The 15,198-nt window shown below is 69.4% G+C and carries 16 protein-coding genes and 1 pseudogene; 9 read left to right on the plus strand and 8 right to left on the minus strand.

Features of this window, described 5'->3' with window-relative positions:
* The first annotated feature begins 17 nt into the window (after positions 1 to 17).
* Both AC1Q9M_RS21100 and AC1Q9M_RS21105 read left to right on the plus strand, forming a co-directional pair.
* Complete coding sequence (locus AC1Q9M_RS21100; RefSeq protein WP_297395587.1) at positions 18 to 488, plus strand: Lrp/AsnC ligand binding domain-containing protein; 471 nt, start codon at positions 18 to 20, stop codon at positions 486 to 488.
* A 69-nt stretch (positions 489 to 557) separates the two neighbouring features.
* Positions 558 to 1,106, plus strand: coding sequence for a DUF3617 domain-containing protein (locus AC1Q9M_RS21105; RefSeq protein ID WP_492435600.1), 549 nt, complete (start codon positions 558 to 560; stop codon positions 1,104 to 1,106).
* Here AC1Q9M_RS21105 and AC1Q9M_RS21110 read toward each other — a convergent pair.
* Positions 1,090 to 1,809, minus strand: coding sequence for a YggS family pyridoxal phosphate-dependent enzyme (locus AC1Q9M_RS21110; protein ID WP_492435602.1), 720 nt, complete (start codon positions 1,807 to 1,809; stop codon positions 1,090 to 1,092). The two genes, AC1Q9M_RS21105 and AC1Q9M_RS21110, sit on opposite strands and share 17 nt — an antisense overlap.
* Before the next feature lie 39 nt (positions 1,810 to 1,848).
* Here AC1Q9M_RS21110 and AC1Q9M_RS21115 point away from each other — a divergent pair, with 39 nt between their 5' ends.
* The 3 genes from AC1Q9M_RS21115 (at position 1,849) to AC1Q9M_RS21125 (ending at position 5,149) form a co-directional block, all read left to right on the plus strand.
* Positions 1,849 to 2,892 carry a type IV pilus twitching motility protein PilT gene (locus AC1Q9M_RS21115; protein WP_291121788.1) on the plus strand — a complete coding sequence of 348 codons (1,044 nt, stop codon included), beginning with the start codon at positions 1,849 to 1,851 and terminating at the stop codon, positions 2,890 to 2,892.
* Positions 2,893 to 3,004: 112 nt separating this feature from the next.
* Positions 3,005 to 4,141, plus strand: coding sequence for a PilT/PilU family type 4a pilus ATPase (locus AC1Q9M_RS21120; RefSeq protein ID WP_291120124.1), 1,137 nt, complete (start codon positions 3,005 to 3,007; stop codon positions 4,139 to 4,141).
* 105 nt (positions 4,142 to 4,246) lie between these two features.
* On the plus strand, positions 4,247 to 5,149 hold the full coding sequence (locus tag AC1Q9M_RS21125; RefSeq protein WP_492435605.1) for an NAD(P)-dependent oxidoreductase: 903 nt from the start codon (positions 4,247 to 4,249) through the stop codon (positions 5,147 to 5,149).
* Between the two features lie 105 nt (positions 5,150 to 5,254).
* Here the strand turns inward: AC1Q9M_RS21125 and AC1Q9M_RS21130 are convergent, their stop codons facing one another.
* The 3 genes from AC1Q9M_RS21130 to AC1Q9M_RS21140 are packed head-to-tail and all read right to left on the minus strand — an operon-like array spanning position 5,255 to position 7,008.
* Positions 5,255 to 5,917: a BON domain-containing protein gene (locus AC1Q9M_RS21130; protein WP_492435607.1), complete on the minus strand. Its 663-nt coding sequence runs from the start codon at positions 5,915 to 5,917 to the stop codon at positions 5,255 to 5,257.
* Positions 5,914 to 6,534, minus strand: a complete 621-nt coding sequence (locus AC1Q9M_RS21135) for an SIS domain-containing protein (RefSeq protein WP_291120132.1) — start codon at positions 6,532 to 6,534, stop codon at positions 5,914 to 5,916. The genes AC1Q9M_RS21130 and AC1Q9M_RS21135 overlap by 4 nt, the downstream gene beginning before the upstream one ends.
* A 36-nt stretch (positions 6,535 to 6,570) precedes the next feature.
* Positions 6,571 to 7,008 (minus strand): YraN family protein, encoded by a 438-nt coding sequence (locus AC1Q9M_RS21140; RefSeq protein ID WP_382163836.1) that lies wholly within the window; start codon positions 7,006 to 7,008, stop codon positions 6,571 to 6,573.
* Between AC1Q9M_RS21140 and rsmI the strand changes: the two genes are divergently transcribed.
* Positions 7,008 to 7,919 carry a 16S rRNA (cytidine(1402)-2'-O)-methyltransferase gene (gene rsmI / locus AC1Q9M_RS21145; protein WP_382322165.1) on the plus strand — a complete coding sequence of 304 codons (912 nt, stop codon included), beginning with the start codon at positions 7,008 to 7,010 and terminating at the stop codon, positions 7,917 to 7,919. The two genes, AC1Q9M_RS21140 and rsmI, sit on opposite strands and share 1 nt — an antisense overlap.
* Here rsmI and AC1Q9M_RS21150 read toward each other — a convergent pair.
* Entirely contained in the window at positions 7,913 to 8,269 is a 357-nt protein-coding gene (locus AC1Q9M_RS21150) for a hypothetical protein (protein WP_382322166.1), read from the minus strand. The genes rsmI and AC1Q9M_RS21150 overlap by 7 nt on opposite strands.
* A 126-nt stretch (positions 8,270 to 8,395) precedes the next feature.
* Here AC1Q9M_RS21150 and AC1Q9M_RS21155 point away from each other — a divergent pair.
* The 3 genes and pseudogenes from AC1Q9M_RS21155 to AC1Q9M_RS21165 form a co-directional block, all read left to right on the plus strand.
* A pseudogene (locus AC1Q9M_RS21155) lies at positions 8,396 to 9,026 on the plus strand (DUF502 domain-containing protein); the annotation flags it as partial.
* 100 nt (positions 9,027 to 9,126) lie between these two features.
* Positions 9,127 to 9,753: a dioxygenase family protein gene (locus AC1Q9M_RS21160; protein WP_492435610.1), complete on the plus strand. Its 627-nt coding sequence runs from the start codon at positions 9,127 to 9,129 to the stop codon at positions 9,751 to 9,753.
* Between the two features lie 23 nt (positions 9,754 to 9,776).
* Positions 9,777 to 10,787: a metal-dependent hydrolase gene (locus AC1Q9M_RS21165; protein WP_492435612.1), complete on the plus strand. Its 1,011-nt coding sequence runs from the start codon at positions 9,777 to 9,779 to the stop codon at positions 10,785 to 10,787.
* Here AC1Q9M_RS21165 and AC1Q9M_RS21170 read toward each other — a convergent pair.
* The 3 genes from AC1Q9M_RS21170 to dinG all read right to left on the minus strand — a co-directional run bounded on the left by AC1Q9M_RS21170 (position 10,784) and on the right by dinG (position 15,173).
* The gene (locus AC1Q9M_RS21170; RefSeq protein ID WP_492435614.1) at positions 10,784 to 12,286 is read right to left on the minus strand and encodes a phospholipase D family protein; all 1,503 of its coding nucleotides are present in this window, start codon (positions 12,284 to 12,286) and stop codon (positions 10,784 to 10,786) included. The genes AC1Q9M_RS21165 and AC1Q9M_RS21170 overlap by 4 nt on opposite strands.
* Positions 12,287 to 12,347: 61 nt before the next feature.
* Positions 12,348 to 12,818, minus strand: coding sequence for a CopD family protein (locus AC1Q9M_RS21175; protein ID WP_382322170.1), 471 nt, complete (start codon positions 12,816 to 12,818; stop codon positions 12,348 to 12,350).
* Positions 12,819 to 12,842: 24 nt separating this feature from the next.
* On the minus strand, positions 12,843 to 15,173 hold the full coding sequence (gene dinG, locus AC1Q9M_RS21180) for an ATP-dependent DNA helicase DinG (RefSeq protein WP_492435616.1): 2,331 nt from the start codon (positions 15,171 to 15,173) through the stop codon (positions 12,843 to 12,845).
* Positions 15,174 to 15,198 lie beyond the last annotated feature (25 nt).

Raw genomic sequence — 15,198 nt, forward strand, 5'->3', positions numbered from 1 at the left:
CCGGATAATTCACCACCATGTCCGACACCCAGGAACCCGATCGCATCGACCTGAAGATCCTGCAGCTCCTGCAGGCCGACGGCCGGCTGACCAACCTCAAGCTGGCCGAGGCGGTGGCCCTGTCACCCACCGCCGTGCTCGCGCGCACCCAGCGCCTGCAGCGCGACGGCTACATCCTGGGCTATGAGGCGCGGCTGAACCCGCTCAAGCTCGGGCGGGGCATGATGGTCTTCGTCGAGGTGCTGCTCGACCGCACCACGCCCAACGTGTTCAACGAATTCAAGGCCGCCGTGCAGGTGCGCGACGAGATCATGGAATGCCACATGGTCGCCGGCGGTTTCGACTACCTGCTCAAGACCCGCATGGCGGACATGGCCGCCTACCGCGACTTCGCCGGCAGCGTGTTGTGGCAGCTGCCCGGCGTGCGCGAGACGCGCACCTACGCGGTGATGGAAGAGGTGAAGAACAGCTCGCGGCTGCCCTTGTGATCCATTGACGCCGCCGTTGACACGCCCACCCGGCGCCGCACAATGGCACTCTCACCCATGGGAGCCGCCATGCACCACACCACCATCACCCCCCTGTTGCTGGGCGTCACGCTGGCCGCCACCACCGCGCACGCCCAAAGCATCAAACCCGGCCTGTGGGAAATGACCCAGAAGGTCGGTGGCAGTGCCCAGATGGACCAGGCCATGGCGCAGATGCAGCAGCAGATGGCCAGCATGCCGCCCGCGCAACGCAAGCAGATGGAGGACATGCTGGCCAGACAGGGCAAGGCCATGCCCACGCCGGGCCCGGGCGGCGGCATGGCCATGAAGGTCTGCATCACGCCCGAGATGGCTGCTCGGCAGGACATGCCGATGCAAGGCGATGGCGACTGCACCAACACCGTCACCTCGCGCAGCGCCACCGCGCTCAAGATGAGTTTCGTCTGCAAGAAGCCCTCGTCCTCGGGCGAAGGCACCTACACCTTCAGCGGCGACGCCGCCTACACCGTGAAGATGGTGATGAACACCACGCACCAGGGGAAGCCCCAGACCATGACCATGGACGGCCAGGGCAAGTGGCTGTCGGCCGACTGCGGGACGGTCAAGCCAAGGAAGTGAGTTTGGCGGGGCGGCCGCCGAACACGGCGCGCCCCACGCGCACCATGGTCGAGCCGGCGGCGATGGCGGCCTCGAGGTCGTCGCTCATGCCCATGGACAGCGTGTCGAGTGCCAAGCCCGCGCCATTGAGTTGATCAAACAACTCCTTCGCCTGCAGGAACACCGCGCGCTGGGCTTCGAAGGTCTCGGCCGGTTCGGGGATGCACATCAGGCCGCGCAGGCGCAGGTTCGGCAAGCGCGCCACCGCCTGCGCCAGTTCGCGCAGTTCGGCCGGCGCCACGCCTGCTTTCGTGAGGCCACCGTCCACATTCACCTGCAGGCACACCTGCAAGGGCGGCAGTCCTTCGGGGCGCTGTTCACTCAGGCGCTCGGCGATCTTGAGCCGGTCCACCGATTGCGCCCAGTCGAAATGCGCGGCCACCAAACGGGTCTTGTTGCTTTGCAGCGGGCCGATGCAGTGCCATTGCGTTGGCGTCGGCGCAACAGCCGACTCGCGCAGCGCGAGGATCTTCTCGACGCCCTCCTGCACGTAGTTTTCGCCAAAACACCGCTGACCGGCGGCCTGCGCCTGACGAACGGCGTCCGGTCCGAAGGTCTTGGAAACCGCGAGCAAAACCACCGCCTCCACGGGGCGTCCGGCATGTGAACAAGCACGCGAAATGCGCTCTTTCAGCCCTTGGAGATTGCGTTCAATGGTCGTCATAATCTGCCGTCATACCTCAACACCGCACGGGACCCCGGGATGGATATCACCCAACTGCTGGCTTTCAGCGTCAAGAACAAAGCATCCGATCTTCATCTCTCGGCCGGTCTTCCACCCATGATACGGGTGCATGGTGATGTGCGACGCATCAACGTCGAACCGCTGGACCACAAGCAGGTCCACGGCATGGTGTACGACATCATGAACGACAGCCAGCGCAAGCAGTACGAAGAGTTCCTGGAGTGCGACTTCTCGTTCGAGATCGAAGGCCTGGCCCGCTTCCGCGTCAACGCCTTCAACCACAACCGCGGCGCTGGCGCGGTGTTCCGCACCATCCCGAGCAAGATCCTCACGCTGGAGCAACTCAACGCACCCAAGATCTTCGGCGACCTCGCGCTGCGCCCGCGCGGCCTGGTGCTGGTGACCGGGCCCACCGGCTCGGGCAAGTCCACCACGCTCGCCGGCATGGTCAACCACCTCAATGAAACCGAGTACGGCCACATCCTCACGGTGGAAGACCCGGTGGAGTTCGTGCACGAGTCCAAGAAGTGCCTGGTCAACCAGCGCGAGGTGGGCCCGCACACGCTGAGTTTTTCGAACGCGCTGCGCTCGGCGCTGCGCGAAGACCCGGACGCGATCCTGGTCGGCGAAATGCGCGACCTCGAAACCATCCGCCTGGCGATGACCGCCGCCGAGACCGGCCACCTGGTGTTCGGCACGCTGCACACCTCCAGCGCGGCCAAGACCATCGACCGCATCATCGACGTGTTCCCGGCCGAAGAGAAAGACATGGTGCGCGCGATGCTCTCCGAATCGCTGGTGGCGGTGATCTCGCAGACGCTGTGCAAGACCAAGGACGGCTCGGGCCGTGTCGCGGCGCACGAGATCATGCTGGGCACCAGCGCGATCCGCAACCTGATCCGCGAGGCCAAGGTGGCGCAGATGTACTCGGCCATCCAGACCGGCAACAGCGTGGGCATGCAGACGCTGGACCAGAACCTCTCGGAGCTGGTCAAGCGCAATGTGATCAGCCCGGCGGAAGCACGCGGCAAAGCGAAGATCCCCGAGAACTTCCCGGGCTGAGATGACGACCCCCACGCTCCACCGCTGCGCGGCTCGCTGCCCCCCAAGGGGGCTGGCCTTGCTTGGGGCGGCCCTGCGCGGCGGCCGTCGCTGCTGATCAAAGGACACTCTCATGGAACGCGACCAGGCATCCAAATTCATCAACGACCTGCTGCGCCTCATGCTCAGCCGCTCGGGCAGCGACCTGTTCCTGACCGCCGATTTTCCGCCAGCGATCAAGGTCGACGGCTCGGTCGTCAAGGTGTCGCCGCAGCCTCTGAACGCCACGCACACGCTGGCGCTGGCGCGCGCCATCATGAACGACAAGCAGGCCGCCGAATTCGAGCGCACCAAGGAGTGCAACTTCGCGATCTCGCCGCCGGCCATCGGGCGCTTCCGCGTCAACGCCTTCATCCAGCAGGGCAAGGTCGGCATGGTGCTGCGCACGATTCCCGCCGTGCTGCCCACCATCGACAAGCTCGGCCTGCCCCAGGTGCTCAAGGACGTGGCGCTCTCCAAGCGCGGCCTGTGCATCCTGGTCGGCGCGACCGGCTCGGGCAAGTCCACCTCGCTCGCGGCCATGGTGGACTGGCGCAACGAGAACACGCACGGCCACATCATCACGGTGGAAGACCCGATCGAGTTCGTGCACCCGCACAAGAACTGCGTGGTGACGCAGCGCGAGGTGGGCCTGGACACCGACAGCTGGGAAGCCGCGCTGAAGAACACGCTGCGCCAGGCGCCCGATGTGATCCTGATGGGCGAGATCCGCGACCGCGAAGCCATGGAGCACGCGATCCAGTTCTCCGAGACCGGCCACCTGTGCCTGGCCACGCTGCACGCCAACAGCGCCAACCAGGCGCTGGACCGCATCATCAACTTCTTCCCCGAAGAGCGCCGTGCCCAGCTGCTGATGGACCTGTCGCTGAACCTGCGCGCGCTGGTCTCCCAGCGCCTGGTGCCGCGCCAGGACAACAAGGGCCGGCACGCGGCGGTGGAGATCATGCTGAACTCGCCGCTGATCTCCGACCTGATCTTCAAGGGCGATGTCGCCGAGATCAAGGAGATCATGAAGAAGAGCACCCAGATGGGCATGCAGACCTTCGACCAGGCGCTGTTCAACGCCTTCGAGGCCAACCTCATCACGCTCGAAGACGCGCTGCGCAACGCCGATTCGCTCAACGACCTGCGGCTGCAGATCAAGCTCAACAGTCAGCGCGCCAAGTCGCTGGACCTGGCGGCGGGCACCGAGCACCTCACCATAGTTTGACCCACCCCCGCGCCGCGCTGGCGCGCGTCACCCCCTCAAGGGGACAATGTCTGCGGCCCGGCAAAGCCGGTTCCGCGACATTTCTTGTATTGGAAGCTTCTTCACATGACCAGCATCGCCGAACGCACCTACGAATCCACCTCTGCGCGAAAGGTCGCCTTCATCGGCCTGGGTGTCATGGGGTACCCCATGGCCGGGCACCTGGCGCGCGCCGGCCACGCTGTGACGGTCTACAACCGCTCCAGCGCGAAGGCGGCCGCTTGGGTGGCCGAGTTCGGCGGGGCGCACAAACCGACGCCGCGCGAGGCGGCCCAGGGCGCCGACATCGTGTTCGCCTGCGTGGGCAACGACGACGACCTGCGCTCCATCGTGCTCGGTGCCGACGGCGCTTTCGCCGGCATGTCGCCCGGCGCCGTGTTCGTGGACCACACCACCGCCTCGGCCGACGTGGCGCGCGAGCTGCATGGCGCGGGCAAGGCATTGGGCATCGCTTTCGTGGATGCCCCCGTCTCGGGTGGCCAGGCGGGCGCGCAGAACGGCGCCCTGACCGTGATGTGCGGCGGTGAGGCGGCCGCGTTCGACGCCGCCAGGCCGGTGGCCATGGCCTTCTCGCGCGCCTTCACCCGCATGGGCGAGAGCGGCGCCGGCCAGCTCACCAAGATGGTCAACCAGATCTGCATCGCCGGCCTGGTGCAAGGCCTGTCCGAAGCGATCGCCTTCGGTCAGAAGGCCGGCTTGGACATGACCCAGGTGCTGGACGTGATCGGCAAGGGCGCGGCCCAGAGCTGGCAGATGGACAACCGGGGCAAGACCATGGTGGCCGACAAGTTCGACTTCGGCTTTGCCGTGGACTGGATGCGCAAGGACCTGGGCCTGGTGCTGGACGAAGCCAAGCGCAACGGCGCGCGCCTGCCGGTCACCGCGCTGGTGGACCAGTTCTACGCCGACGTGCAGGCCATGGGCGGCCAGCGCTTCGACACCTCCAGCCTCATCAAACGCTTGAAGTAGGCTCCCCCCGCGCCGCCTTCGGCGTCACCCCCCAGGGGGCAACACGTGCGGCCCGGCGAAGCCGGTTTCGCCGTGTTCTGGATGGCGCCTGGCGCCGCTGTTTGCTTACTTCGCAGGGTTGGTGGGCGCCGGCTGCTTGGCGGCGCCGATGCTGGCGAGTTCCTGCTCGGAGATGATCTCGAACACGCGCACCACGCGCGACACGTTCTGCGTGTTGCGCGCGATGTCGGTGGCGCGGTCGGCTTCGCGCTGCGTCACACGGCCCATCAGGTACACCGTGCCACGCTCGGTCAGCACCTTGAAGGCGCTGGCCGAGAGGTCCTTGGCGTCCACCAGCGAGGCCTTCACCCGGCCGGTGATCAGCGTGTCGCTCGCGCGCTCCTTGAGCGAGGGGCTGTTGGTCACGCCCAGCTCGTTGATGACCTCGCGCACGTTCTCCACGCCGGACACGATCTGCGTGACCTTGGTCTTGATCGCCTCGCTGGAGGCCTCGCCGGTGATCAGCACGCGGCGGTTGTAGCTGGAGAGGTTGTAGCGCGCGTGCGCGTCGCCCAGCTCGTCCTTCAGGCGGTTGGACGCCCTCAGCTCGATGCCCTGGTCGTCGAGCTGCGCGCCCGAGGTGCGGCGGTCCACCGCCACCAGTGCGGTCACGGCCGCGCCGCCCACCACCAGGGGCGCGCAGGCGCTCAGCGTGGCGCCCAGGGCGGCCACGGCGAGCGCGGCGGCGGCGATGCGGTGAAAGGAAGGGGTGTTCTTGATCTGGCTCATGAGGCACTCTCCATAGGGGTGTTGGACTCGTCGGGCAGGCCCAGCAGCTGGGCGTCCACGCCGTCGCAAATGCAGTGCAGCACGAGGTGATGCACTTCGAGGATGCGGGCCGGCAGCTCGTGCGGCACGCACAGGTGCACGTCGGTGTCGCGCAGTTGCATCGAGAGGCGGCCGCCGCGCGCGCCGGTGAGCGCCACCACGACCATTTCGCGCTCGTGCGCGGCCTCCACCGCCGCCAGCACGTTGGCCGAATTGCCACTGGTGGACAGCGCCAGCAGCACATCGCCGGCCTGGCCGAGCGCGCGCACCTGGCGGGCGAACACCGCGCGGGCATCGAAATCGTTGGCGATGCCGGTGAGCACCGCCGCGTCGGACGAGAGCGAAAACGCCGCCAGCTCGGGCCGCTCGCGTTCGTAGCGGCCCACGAAGCTGGCCGCGAAGTGCTGCGCGGCCGCGGCCGAAGCACCATTGCCGCAGGCCAGCACCTTGCCGCCGCCCGTGACGCTGGCCAGCACGGCCGCGATGGCCGACTCCACCATCGGTGCCAGGGACTGGGCGCACTGGTACTTCAGGTCGGCGCTGTCGATGAACTGTTGCTGGATGCGTTGCAGAAGCATGGCGCGATCATAGCGGTGAGGGGTGTATCCATTTGCTCAGAATGCCACGGAGGCATCGAAGGCGGCGCGCAGCCACTCGATGCGCACCGGCGTCGGCGCGTCGAACGCGCCATCGATCAGCACCACATCGAAGCGGCATGCAGGCTCTGAGCCGAGCCGCAGCAAAAAGTGCCGCGCCGCGAACACGATGCGGCGTTGTTTCACCCCGGTGATGCTGGCGCCGGCCCCACCCTGGCGCTGGCTGGCGCGCTGGCGCACCTCGACGAAGACCAGCGTGCCATCGGGCTCGCGCATAATCAAATCGACTTCGCCACCGCCCCGGCCCGGGGTCCTGAAGTTGCGCCGCACCAGCGCCAGGCCATGGCGCCGCAGGTGGACCAGGGCCGCATCCTCCGCGGCGTCGCCCCGGTCCTTGGTGGTCTGTTTCGCCGCGCCGCTCCCCGAGGGCGCCGCCTGTTTTCTGGATGTCCACATTGTCTGCAAGCACTCCATCCCTGTTGGCCGCCGCCCGCGACGCAGCGGGGCACCAGCATTATCCGCAGGGCGCGCTCTACATGGTCGCCACCCCCATCGGCAACCTGGCCGACATCGGGTTGCGCGCGCTGCAGGTGCTCTCGCTCGTGGACACCGTGGCCTGCGAGGACACGCGCCACACCGCCGCGCTGCTGCAGGGCTACGGCCTGCACAAGCCGCTGCTGGCGCTGCACGAACACAACGAGGCCGAGGCCGCGCAGACCGTGGTGCAACGCCTGCAGGAAGGCCAGCGCATCGCCTACGTGAGCGACGCCGGCACACCGGGGGTGAGCGACCCGGGCGCGCGCCTGGTCGCCGCCGTGGCAGGCGCCGGCCTGCGCTGCCTGCCGATCCCGGGCGCCAGCAGCATCACCGCGCTGCTCAGCGTGGCCGGGCACAGCGGCTGGGACGGTCGTTTCGTGTTCGCTGGCTTTCTCTCGCCCAAGGCGGCCGAGCGCCAGCGCGAGGTGCAGCAGATCGGTGCCGATGCGCGCGCCTGCGTGCTGCTGGAGGCGCCGCACCGCATCGAGGCTTTGGCCAAGGACCTGGCCTCCCTGGGCCCACGCACCCTGACCGTGGGGCGCGAGCTGACCAAGCAGTTCGAGGAGATCGCGCCCATGCCCGCCGAGGCCCTGCCTGGCTGGCTGCAGGCCGGCGCGCACCGCACGCGCGGCGAGTTCGTGTTGATGGTGCACCCGCTGGCGGCCGAGGCGGCCGAAGCCGGCGCGGTGGACGCGGCGGCGCTGCGCACGCTGGACCTGCTGCTGGCCGAACTGCCGCTGAAGACCGCCGTGCGCCTGTGCGCGGAGATCACCGGCCAGCCACGCAACGCCCTGTACGAGGCCGCGCTGGCCCGGCGGGCCGATCAGTAGATCACGCGCGCCGTGTGGTCGGGGCCCGATCGGGCGCCCGGTTCGCGGGTCGGGGCCTCGGGCACCTCGGTGGCCTCGACATCGACCACATCGCCCATGGGCCGGCGCACACCGCCCGCGCCACCCGGCCACACGCCCTGCGTGTAGCGCTGCGAGGTCTGGCGAAAACGGCTGAACACCACCGCCGGGGCGGGCTTGCGGCCGGTCACCAGCGACCAGAGCGAGACGCCGACCATTACCACCAGCGACGCCAGCAGCAGGCTGAGCACGAAGACCAGGGCGGCCAGGGCCAGCGCCAGCCGGATCACGCCACGCAGCACGCGGCCAAAGAAGTCGAAGAGTCCGTTCATGGATGAGAGAGCCTCCTGGCCCCGAGGGAGTTCCTGAACTGGCGCGAACACCAGGCATGCCACCCGGCATGGGGCAAACAGCGGGCAGATGGGGGCATTCTGGCGGTTTGCAAGCCACCTCGCGGTATGCTCCCGCGTGTGAAACCGATCTATCAGTACTTCTTCCGCGGCCTGATCACCTTCCTGCCGGTGGCGCTCACGGTCTACGTGCTGTACCTGTTCATCGTCTGGGTGGAAACCATCGCCATGTGGGCGATCCGACCGCTGGTCGGCGACTTCTACCTGCCTGGCCTGGGCATCGTGATCGGCGCGGCCATGATCTTCGGCCTGGGTTTCCTGATCTCCCAGCCCGTGACGGCGCGCATGCTCTCCTGGGTGGAGCTGCCGTTCACCAACCTGCCGGTTGTCAAAAGCATCTATTCCTCGCTCAAGAGCTTCGCCGACTACTTCGCGCCCAACAAGAAGGACGCCCAGCAGCAGGTGGTGATGCTGAAGATGCCGGACAACGAGATGACCATCGTCGGCCTGGTGACGCGCCAGAACATGGCCGGCCTGCCGCCCGGGCTGGCCGAGCTGGACCACGTGGCGGTCTACCTGCCCATGGGCTACATGATCGGCGGCTACACCGTGTTCGTTCCGCGCAGCTGGACCACGCCGATCGACATGTCGGTGGAAGAGGCCATGCGCGCCTCGCTGCTCGCCTGGATGGGCACGAAGTAAGCCCCCCGCGCCGCCTTCGGCGCCCCCCCAAGGGGGCAACACCAGCGGCTTGGCAAAGCCAGTTCCGCGCTGTTCCGGACCGTGGAACTTGCGCTCGGACAGACCTTCCAATCAGGCTGCCGTCTTAGGAGACTTGCATGAGCACCCATCCCCTGCGCCGCCGCCTCCTCATCGCCAGCGCCGCCGTCGTGGCCGCGCCGGCGTGGCTTTCGCCCGCGCTGGCGCAGGGCAAGTCCCTGCGGCCCACGCCGAGCCAGACCGAAGGCCCGTTCTACCCGGTCACGCTGCCGGCCGACAGCGACGCCGACCTGCTCAAGAACGGCAAGGCGGTCTACAGCAAGGGCCAGCCGACCTGGGTCGAGGGCACGGTGACCGACCTTGCCGGCGTGCCGGTGGCGGGCGCGGTGGTGGAGATCTGGCAATGCGACCACGAAGGCCGCTACCACCACCCGGGCGACGGCGGACGGGCCGACCCGGCGTTCCAGGGCTTCGGCCAGGTCACGGTGGGCCGCGATGGGCGCTACCGTTTCCGCACCCTCAAACCCGTGCCCTACACCGGCCGCACGCCCCACATCCACGTGAAGGTGCGGCTGGACCGGCAGGAGCTGCTCACCACCCAGCTGTACGTGGCGGGCGACCCCGGCAACGAGCGCGACGGCCTCTGGCGGCGCATGAACGAAGAGGCCCGCGCCGCCGTCACCGTGCCCTTCACCCCCGGCAGCGACGGCCTGCGCGCCACCTTCCCCATCGCCGTGCAGGCTTGAAGCCGGGCGGCTAAGCTCGCCGCATGGATTCATTGACCCAGATTGCCCTCGGCTCGGCCGTGGGCGTGGCCGTGATGGGCCGGCGCACCGCCGCGTGGAAGGCCGCGTTGTGGGGCGCCATCGGCGGCACCCTGCCCGACCTCGACGCCTTCATCAACCACGGCGACGCCATCCTCAACATGACGCGCCACCGCGCCGAGAGCCATGCGCTCTTCGTGCTCACGCTGGCCGCGCCGGTGCTCGCCTGGATCGTCTCGCGCGTGCACGGCGAGGCCGCGCTGTTCAGGCGCTGGTGGCTGGCGATGTGGCTGGTGCTCATCACCCACCCGCTGCTCGACACCATGACGGTCTACGGCACACAGCTGCTGCAGCCGTTCAGCGACTACCCGTTCGCCGTGGGCAGTGTCTTCATCATCGACCTGGCCTACACCCTGCCACTGATCGTGGGCGTGGTCGCGGCGCTGCGGCTGAAGTCCGCGCGCGGCCTGGCCTGGAACACCGCCGGGCTGGTGCTCAGCACGCTCTACCTGGGCTGGAGCGTCGGCGCGCAGCAGCACGTCATGCGGGTGGCGCAGGCGTCCCTGCAGGCCGACGGCATCGCGGCCGAGCACCTGCTGGTCACGCCCTCGCCGTTCAACACCGTGCTCTGGCGGCTGGTGGCCACCACGCCCACCGAGTACCGCGAGGGCTTCTACTCGCTGCTGGACGACAGCCCGCGGATCACTTGGACGGTGCATGAGCGCGGCGCGGACCTGATCGCGCAACACCGCAACGAGCCCTACCTCGCGCGCATGGCGGCCTTCACCCACGGCTTCTACAGCGTGTCGGCCACCGAGGGCCATCTGTTCGTGACCGACCTGCGCATGGGCCAGGAGCCGCACTACACCTTCCGCTTCGACCTGGGCACCGACACCGAGCGGGCCAACGGGGGCCACCGCCCCACCCTGAACGGCTCTCGCCCGGACCTCGCCACCGCGCTGCCCGGTCTGTGGCACCGGCTGCTGGGCAACCGGCCGCCGTCACCGGCGAGCTAGAGCAGCCACTCGATCGGCAACACCGACAGCAGGCCGATCCAGGCGCGTTGCCCCAGTGAGCTGCCCGGCTCGTGGGTGTGGCGGATCTCCTGGCCGTCGCGGCGTTCGATCCACACCAGATCGCCCCGCTCATCGAGCCGCACCGCGTACGCCGTGGCCGGCACCTCGCGGTCGAAGGCCTCGGCGACCGCGCGCGCCATGGCCGGGCTGTCGATGATGAACCCCAGCTCGGTGTTCAGGTGCGCCGAGCGCGGATCGAAATTCATCGACCCCACGAACACGCGCTCGCCGTCGAGCGCGAAGGTCTTGGCGTGCAGGCTGGAGCCCGAACTGCCGAACACGCCCGAGCGGCCCATCACCACCGCACTGCGGCGCATCTCATACAGCTCGATGCCGCCGCGCAGCAGGTCCTGGCGGTAGCGCGCGTAACCCGAGTGCACGGCCGACACGTCGGTCGCCTCCAGCGCGTTCGTCAGGATGCGCACGCGCACGCCCCTGGCCGCCAGGCGCTCGAAGACCGCCACGCCCGCCGCGGTGGGCACGAAGTACGGCGAGATCAGATCCAGCGAGCGCACCGGCGGGCGCGCCAGCACCTGGGCCAGCTGGTGGGTCACCAGCCCCTCCTTCTCGGCCAGCCCCAGGCCTTTGCGGGGATCGTCGCTGACCATCTCCACGCGCGCCCACTGGGGCACGATGCCCCCCGTGAGCAGGTCGGACACGAAGCGCGACTCGCGCAGGGCCTGCAGGTAGCGCGCGGCGCGCGGATCACGCTCGGCCTGCACCGCGGCGTCCGGTGCCGCCACCACCGTCCCGGCCGGGACGATGCGGTCGATCGGGTAGGCCGAGGCGCTGGCCCAGTAGCGGTCGAAGTCGGCCGACAGCTCGGGCACCACCGCCCCGGTGGCCAGCACGTCGAGATCGGCGAACAGCACGCCATCGGTGGCGCCGAAGTACTCGTCGCCCACGTTGCGCCCGCCCATGATGGCGGCCTGGCTGTCGGCGACCAGCGCCTTGTTGTGCATGCGCCGGTTGGCGCGGCTGAAGTGCGTGAGGTAGCCCAGCGCCTTGGGCTGGCGGATGGAGAACGGGTTGAACAGCCGCACCTCGATGGCCGGGTGCCGGTCCAGCGCGAGCAGCTTGCCGTCCATGGCCACGCCGTTGTCGTCCAGCAGCAGGCGCACGCGCACGCCGCGGTCGGCCGCCTCGCGCAGCGCGTTGAGCAAGAGGTTGCCGGTGATGTCGTCGCGCCAGATGTAGTACTGCACGTCCAGCGTGCGCTCGGCCGCGCGCACCAGCAGCACGCGCGCCGCGAACGACTCCAGCGCATCGGCCAGCGGCAGGATGCCGGACTCGCCGGGATGGGCCTGCGCGTCAGCGCTCAGCACGCGGCCCAGCGCCGTGGCGGCGGCCTCGGCCGGCGCCAGGGCCCGGGATTCGGTGCGCCCTTCCAGCGGAGGCAGGGCACAGCCCTGGAGCAGGGCAGTCAGCAACGCCATCATCCACCCACCTCGTTGGAAGATCCCCATGGAAGGCACGCTCATGACGGCGCGGCGGAGGCGTTCAGCCCATCAGCAGCGTCACGCAGACGATCACGACGCCGATGCACAGGTTGACGAACACCCAGCTGCGGATGGACGCCATGGCCGCGCCGGCCGCGGGCCAGTCGCTGGCGGCCACGGCGCGCGTGAGGCGCCTGAACAGCGCGAAGCGGATGTGGCCGAAGATCAGGATCATCACGATGCCCAGCGTGGCCATGATGGTCCAGTCCAGCGGCATGTTGAAGGCCAGGCCGGCCTGCACCGTTTCCTTGGCCGTGCGGCCGATCATCCACAGGCCCGTGGCCAGCACCACCAGCGAGGCCCACAGCACCACCGAGAAGAAGCGCTTCATCACGGCCTGCAGCAGGCGCAGGCGCACCGGCGGCTCCAGCGCCTGCACCGAGGGGCGCAGAAAGAAGTGCGCGAAGGCCATGCCGCCCACCCACAGGATGACGGCCAGCACGTGGATGAGTTTGAGGGCGGAGAAGATCATGCGCGGGGCTTTCTGTGAGGAAGGTCAGGCTTCGGTCAGCACGCCGTCCACGCGGCGCTGCAGCCGGTAGGGCGGCAGGCCCTTGAGCATGCGCCGTCCGTAGGACTGGCGCAGCAAGCGGGCATCGTAACAAACGACCACCGCCTCGTCGGCCTCGGTGCGCAGCGCGCGCCCGGTCCATTGCAGCAGGCGCGCGCCGGTGGCGGGCACCACGAGTTCGCTGAACGGGTCGCGGCCCTGGCTCTTGAGCCAGTCGGCGCGCGCCTGGCCCACCGGGTCGCTCGGCGAGGCGAAGGGCAGCTTGGTGATGAACACCCATTCGCACAACTCGCCGGGCAGGTCCAGCCCCTCGCCGAAGGACTGCAGGCCGAACAGCACCGAGGGCTTGCCCTCGGCCACGCGCTCGGCGTGGCGGCGCAACAGCACGGTGCGCGAGGCCTCGCCCTGCACCAGCACGCGATCGCGCAGCGCGCCGTGTTCGCCGCGCTCCAGCAGGCTCTGTGCCTGGCGCATCTGCGCGCGCGAGGTGAACAGCACCAGCGCGCCGCGCTCGACCTCGCGCAGGTCGGCCATCAGCAGGGCCAGCATCTCGCGCGTGTAGCCGTCCACGTCCTTGGGGTCGGCCGTGGTCTGCACCACCACCAGACGGCCCTGGCGCGCGTGGTCGAACGGGCTCTGCACCTCGCGCGCGGCCACCGCGCCGTCCCAGGCCAGGCCGGACTCGTGCAGGAAGTGATCGAAGCTGCCGCAGGTGGTGAGCGAGGCCGAGGTGACCACCGCCGCGCGCACCTGGTTCCACAGGTGGTTGCGCAGCAGGCTGCCGGGCTGCAATGGGCAGGCGTGCGCGGTCAGCGTGACCAGGCCGTGGCTCACACCGGCCTCCAGCCACTTGGCCAGGGGCGGCTGCCCGTCCCCCGCCGCCTGCTGCCAGTAGCTGGCGGTTTCCTGCGCGCTCTGCAGGCGCGGCGCGAGCACGCCCAGGCGGCTGTAGAGCTTGGCGCAGCGCGCCGCGTCGCCCGGGTTCTCGCGCGCATTGGCCTTGAGCTGGGTGGCCAGCGCCTCGAACACCTTCAGCAGGCTGCTGGCGTTGGCGTGCAGCTTGCCCACCACCTCCAGCCACTCCGCCGGCAGCACGCCGCCGTCGAAACGGTCCACCACCGGCGCGCCGGCGTCGTTGAAAGAACCGCCACCGGCGCGCGCGGGCGAGCGGCCGGCGGACCGGCCGGTGAGGTCCAGCCAGGCCGGCAGCGAGCCGATGCGCTGCATCGCGAGCCGCGCCAGCTCGGTCTGGGCGCTCTTGAGTTCCTTGGTGAACGCGGCCACATCGATGGTGGGCTTGTGGTCGATCGCGGTGGCCACCTCGTCCACCGCGCGCGGCAGCTTGTCCAGCCAGTGGCCACGCATCAGGTCCATGGAAGCGGTGAACTGCCCCTGCGCCACCGAGCCCAGGTGGTGGGCCTCGTCGAACACGAGGTAGCAGTCCTGCGGCGCGGGCAACGCGTGCAGGCCCAGGGTGGAGAGCAGCAGGTCGTGGTTGACGACGATCACCTGCGCCTGCGCCAGTTTGGCGCGCGCCTGGTAGTAACTGCAGCTGTTGTAGCTGGGGCAGTGGCGCGCGGTGCAGGTGTGGCGCTCGGCGGCCACGGGCGCCCACAGGCTGCCGTCGGGCGGGTCGTCCAGCCGGTCGCGGTCGCCGTCCCAGCTGCCGCCGTCCAGCGCGTTGGCCCAGGCGGTGTACTGCACGCCGCGCTCCTGCCAGCGCGCCGCGGCGGCGGCCGAGGCCACGGCCTGCGCCGCCATGCCGGCCGCGCTGGGGTCGCCACCCCCATCGTCGCTTTCGAACAGGTCGGCGCTCGCCGCGTCGCCCCCGCTGAGCTGGTCCAGTTTGAGGCGGCACACATAGCGCCCGCGCCCCTTGGCCAGCGCGAAACTGAAGGGCTGCGGCAGCGTGGCGGCCAGCGCGGGCAGGTCCTTGGCGATCAGCTGTTCCTGCAGCGCCACCGTGGCGGTGCTGATGATCACGCGCTTCTGCTGCGCCAGCGCGAGCGGAATCACCGTGGACGCGTAGGCCGCCGATTTGCCCACGCCGGTGCCCGCCTGCACCACCGCGATGCCGCGCGCGGGCAGCGCCGCGTCGCTCGCCACCGCGCCGTCGCCCAGGGTCACACCCGAGAGCGTGTGCGCGATGTGGGCCGCCATCTCGCGCTGGCCCGGCCGCGCGCGGTAACCCGGCGCGTGCGCCACCACGTGGTCGAACGCGGCCAGCGCGATCGCCTCGCGCGCCAGCGGGCCGGCTACCGGCGCGGCGGATGCGCCGGTGTCGGCGGAAGAGGGCTCAAGGGTGGGGGTGGACATGCGAACGCGAAAACAAACGCCGATT

This window comes from Hydrogenophaga sp. GW823-FHT04C09, from assembly GCF_058796355.1.

Excerpts from the sequence above, each read along its gene's own strand:
- AC1Q9M_RS21105 (WP_492435600.1), top strand. The coding sequence starts at position 558 with ATGCACCACACCACCATCACCCCCCTGTTGCTGGGCGTCACGCTGGCC.
- AC1Q9M_RS21125 (WP_492435605.1), top strand. The coding sequence starts at position 4,247 with ATGACCAGCATCGCCGAACGCACCTACGAATCCACCTCTGCGCGAAAG.
- dinG (WP_492435616.1), bottom strand. The coding sequence starts at position 15,173 with ATGTCCACCCCCACCCTTGAGCCCTCTTCCGCCGACACCGGCGCATCC.
- AC1Q9M_RS21110 (WP_492435602.1), bottom strand. The coding sequence starts at position 1,809 with ATGACGACCATTGAACGCAATCTCCAAGGGCTGAAAGAGCGCATTTCG.
- AC1Q9M_RS21150 (WP_382322166.1), bottom strand. The coding sequence starts at position 8,269 with ATGAACGGACTCTTCGACTTCTTTGGCCGCGTGCTGCGTGGCGTGATC.
- AC1Q9M_RS21100 (WP_297395587.1), top strand. The coding sequence starts at position 18 with ATGTCCGACACCCAGGAACCCGATCGCATCGACCTGAAGATCCTGCAG.
- AC1Q9M_RS21140 (WP_382163836.1), bottom strand. The coding sequence starts at position 7,008 with ATGTGGACATCCAGAAAACAGGCGGCGCCCTCGGGGAGCGGCGCGGCG.
- AC1Q9M_RS21165 (WP_492435612.1), top strand. The coding sequence starts at position 9,777 with ATGGATTCATTGACCCAGATTGCCCTCGGCTCGGCCGTGGGCGTGGCC.
- AC1Q9M_RS21135 (WP_291120132.1), bottom strand. The coding sequence starts at position 6,534 with ATGCTTCTGCAACGCATCCAGCAACAGTTCATCGACAGCGCCGACCTG.
- AC1Q9M_RS21175 (WP_382322170.1), bottom strand. The coding sequence starts at position 12,818 with ATGATCTTCTCCGCCCTCAAACTCATCCACGTGCTGGCCGTCATCCTG.
- AC1Q9M_RS21160 (WP_492435610.1), top strand. The coding sequence starts at position 9,127 with ATGAGCACCCATCCCCTGCGCCGCCGCCTCCTCATCGCCAGCGCCGCC.
- AC1Q9M_RS21120 (WP_291120124.1), top strand. The coding sequence starts at position 3,005 with ATGGAACGCGACCAGGCATCCAAATTCATCAACGACCTGCTGCGCCTC.
- AC1Q9M_RS21130 (WP_492435607.1), bottom strand. The coding sequence starts at position 5,917 with ATGAGCCAGATCAAGAACACCCCTTCCTTTCACCGCATCGCCGCCGCC.
- AC1Q9M_RS21170 (WP_492435614.1), bottom strand. The coding sequence starts at position 12,286 with ATGATGGCGTTGCTGACTGCCCTGCTCCAGGGCTGTGCCCTGCCTCCG.
- AC1Q9M_RS21115 (WP_291121788.1), top strand. The coding sequence starts at position 1,849 with ATGGATATCACCCAACTGCTGGCTTTCAGCGTCAAGAACAAAGCATCC.